The organism is Steroidobacter sp., assembly GCF_016790065.1.
In the GTDB taxonomy this organism is placed as follows: domain Bacteria; phylum Pseudomonadota; class Gammaproteobacteria; order Steroidobacterales; family Steroidobacteraceae; genus Steroidobacter.
The window spans coordinates 1-2688 of record NZ_JAEUPY010000296.1; the positions used below are offsets into that span (position 1 = coordinate 1).

Consider the following 2688-nt stretch of genomic DNA (forward strand, 5'->3'; position numbering starts at 1 on the left):
GGGCGGCAACGCCATCGACGCCGCCGTCGCGACTGGTTTCGCGCTCGCAGTCGTACATCCGGCGGCAGGTAATCTGGGTGGCGGCGGTTTCATGTTGGTTCGCATGAACTCGGGCGAAACCCACTTCCTCGACTTCCGAGAGAAGGCGCCGGGCAAAGCCACCAGCACCATGTATCAGGACCAGCAGGGCAATGTGATCCCGTCGCTGAGCCGGATCGGCTATCTGGCCGTCGGTGTGCCCGGTTCGGTCAAAGGCATGGTCCATGCGCAGAAAAAGTTCGGCAAGTTGTCGCTGGCGCAGGTGGTGGCACCCTCCATCAAGCTGGCTCGCGAAGGCTTCGAGCTGGATTGGGCGGAGGCGCGTGCGCTCACCAACGACAAGAACATGGCGACTTTCCCGGACTCCAAGCGCATCTTCCAGAATGGCGGCAAAGGCTGGCGCCAGGGGGATTTGCTCAAGCAGCCAGAACTGGCGCGCACTTTGGAACGCATCGTTGCCGATCCCGATGAGTTCTATAACGGCAAGATGGCACGCGAGATCGCGGACTTCATGAAGCAGGGCGGTGGTCTGATTACCGCGCAAGATCTGAAGAACTACGAGGTCGTCGAACGCGCGCCGGTGCGTGGCATGTATCGTGGCAACGAAATCATCAGTGCGCCGCCGCCGTCTTCTGGTGGTATCGCGCTGATCGAGACGCTGAACATTCTGGAAGGCTTCGATATCGCCAAGGCCGGTTTCGGCTCGGCCGAAGCGATTCATTTGGTCACTGAGAGTTACCGCCGTGCGTTCTACGATCGCGCCCAATTCCTCGGCGATCCGGAATTCAGCAATCTGCCGGTGCTCGAATTGGCGGACAAGAAATACGGCGTCAACTGGCGTGCGTCCGTCAATCCTGAGCGCGCTACTGCCTCGTCGCGATTGGAGCGGCCGGTCGTGTCGAAAGCCCTGACCGACTACGCGAATAAAAAGCCGGTGAAGGCCGCGGGCCCCGAGCCCACTCAGACCACTCATTATTCAGTGGTGGATAAAGAGGGCAATGCCGTTGCCGTCACCACCACGCTGAACAGCATGTACGGCTCGCGGGTCACAATCGGGTCTCTGGGCTTTTTGCTCAACAACGAGATGGATGACTTCTCGGCCAAAGCCGGCGTGCCCAACATGTTCGGCTTGGTTCAAAGCGACGCCAATCTGGTCGGCCCCAACAAGCGTCCGTTGTCGGCCATGTCGCCCACCATCGTGCTCAAGGACGGCAAGCTGTGGCTGGTGCTGGGCTCGCCCGGCGGCCCGACCATCATCACCACGGTGGCGAACATTCTGGTCGGTGTGGTGGATTTCGGACTCGACATCCAACAGGCGGTGAATGCGCCGCGCTTCCATCATCAGTGGTTGCCGGATCGGATCCAGATGGAACGTAATCGTTTTTCGCCGGACACCATCAAGCTGCTGGAAGGTCGCGGCCACACCATCGCCTTCGGTCTGGGCGGCGACGGTGAATGTATTCAGATCGATCTAGCCACCGGCCAACGGCTCGGCGCCAGCGATGGCCGCAATGAGCGGGGCAAGGCCGTAGGGTACTGATCGCCGCTTCGCTCGATGCTTGGTTCGAGGCCGAGATATTGGTGCACGAGGCGGCGCTGACGCAGGCTACAGCAGCGGTCTGAGCGGCTCGTATGTTTCCGGTACTGCCGTCATCGAGCACGCCGAGTCGATCGAGCTGGTGATCAAGAACGGCGCGATTCAGGCGCTGTGATCCGAATTGCACATTCTCGGATCGATTTCGGAAAGCGTCGCGCCCATAAAGCTCCACAGTAGCCGGCTCTATCTGCTTCAACGGAGAAGTCGATGCGCAAGACGGCGGCGCTTTTGGGTGCGCTATTGGTGGGTTGGGGGACGGTCGCGGCGGCGGCGACGCCGGTGGACGATGCGGTGAATCGTTACTTCGATTTACTGCCCACGCCTTCACAAATTACTGCGGCGGACACTGTACCTGCGGTTGCTTGGGTGGAACGCCAAGCGGGGCGCCAGAGTCTGTGGATTGCACGCGGCTCCGAGCGTCGGTTGCTTCAGCGTTACGAGGACGACGGCTTGCCGCTGACAGCAGTGACGTTGTCACCGGACGCGAGCTTGGTTGCTTACGTGCGCGGCACGACGCCGAACGGGCAAGGTGAAGTAAACAATCCGCTGGACCTGCCTGATCCGCAGGAGCGCGTGTTGTGGCTGGTGCCGACGACCGGTGACACAGCAGCTCGGCGAGTCGCTGGTGGGCCGACGTCGACGCTGGGTAATCCCGCGTTCTCGCCGAACGGTCAGCAGTTGGTCTGGACCTCGGGCAAAGAAGTCTGGGGCCTGAAGCTGGCAACCGCGGCGGCGAATCCCGAGCGATTGTTCACCATCCGAGGTTCGGCTGCGCAGCTCGCGTGGTCGCCGGATGGACGGCAGTTGGCCTTCGTCAGCATGCGTGGCACGCACAGCTTCGTCGGCACGTTCGACATCAGCTCGCGCGAGCTTCGCTATTTCGGCGCATCGTTGGAAAGCGATCAGTTGCCGGCTTGGTCGCCGAACAGTCGGTATCTAGCTTTTGTGCGTGTGCCCGAAGAAGCGCAGAGCTATCGCTTTACGCCACGCATGGAAAGTATCCCGTGGTCGATTCAGCTGGCGGATCTGCGAACGGGCGACGTGCGCACGTT

3 protein-coding genes are annotated in these 2688 nt (G+C 61.3%); all 3 read left to right on the forward strand.

The window, feature by feature from the left end:
* On the forward strand, window positions 1-1579 hold a 1579-nt coding region (ggt, locus tag JNL55_RS12550), incomplete at its 5' end, for a gamma-glutamyltransferase (RefSeq protein ID WP_293853328.1).
* Window positions 1580-1598: 19 nt separating this feature from the next.
* Window positions 1599-1751 (forward strand): hypothetical protein, encoded by a 153-nt coding sequence (locus tag JNL55_RS12555; RefSeq protein ID WP_293853330.1) that lies wholly within the window; start codon window positions 1599-1601, stop codon window positions 1749-1751.
* A gap of 92 nt (window positions 1752-1843) precedes the next feature.
* Window positions 1844-2688 (forward strand): TolB family protein (locus JNL55_RS12560; protein ID WP_293853332.1); only part of this gene is annotated, 845 nt, incomplete at its 3' end.